At 41.2% G+C, this 827-nt stretch carries 1 protein-coding gene; it reads right to left on the minus strand.

Annotation, left to right across the window (positions count from 1 at the left end; genetic code table 11):
- Window positions 1-562 precede the first annotated feature (562 nt).
- Window positions 563-827, minus strand: a 265-nt coding sequence (locus A3712_RS28285) for a phage adaptor protein (protein WP_231891799.1), incomplete at its 5' end; no start/stop codon positions are given.

Genomic DNA, 827 nt, shown 5'->3' on the forward strand with positions numbered 1-827 from the left:
ATACCAGCCGCAAAGGTTTCAAAACCAGTTACAGCGCCACCTAAAGAAACAGCACCCGTACCTGTGGTAGTCGTGGTTTCTTTTACACGGTCATTAATGACTAATGCCATCTATATCTCCTATGCTAATCTTAGTATCGCGTTACTAGCATCTGCTGTAGGAAACTGTATAGTAAACGTTCCACTCGTAGATGTCTTGTCACCACCAAAATCTAAAACAGCAACTGCTTTNTTAGAGTCAGAGCTATTGTAAATTAAAGCACCTCTAGCTGTGATAGTAGCAGATGTGAAAGATACATCAGCGAAATCACAAATAGCTGTAGTTCCAGAAGTTGTTGGAGTTACGCTAGTTAAAGTTCCCCCACCNGAAGTATAAGTTCCAGAGTTAGAAACTTCGTTAGTTGTGCTAAAAGCGGTTGTCGTTGCATCCAGAGAAGCAGAACTTGTGTACAACGCAATCTTAAAAGTATCACCGGTTGTCGCTGTAAAGTCGTGCGTACCTTGTAATAGTTCTTGTTTGAAGCTTGTACATACAGCTTGAGTTATAGCCATGTTTTATCCTCCTATGGGTTTCTTGATTGCAGAGGAGTTCTTAACGCCCCCTGCATGTATTCATCTCTTCGGTGTCTTCCTTGTTGCTCTATAACCAACTCTTGAAGAGCCCGTTGATATGATTGTTCATATGTTTGTAGCATATCTGGAGGTCCTTTTAAAAACTTAAAAGCCTCTGCAAGACTTGCGTATAGTAATGCCGCCGGAGCATTATTACCTAACCACGAGGTAGTGTTTGAACTAGACAGTCTTGTTGGTAATCTAGTAATACCTAAC

The sequence above is a fragment of the Vibrio sp. HI00D65 genome (assembly GCF_001635455.1).
GTDB lineage: Bacteria > Pseudomonadota > Gammaproteobacteria > Enterobacterales > Vibrionaceae > Vibrio.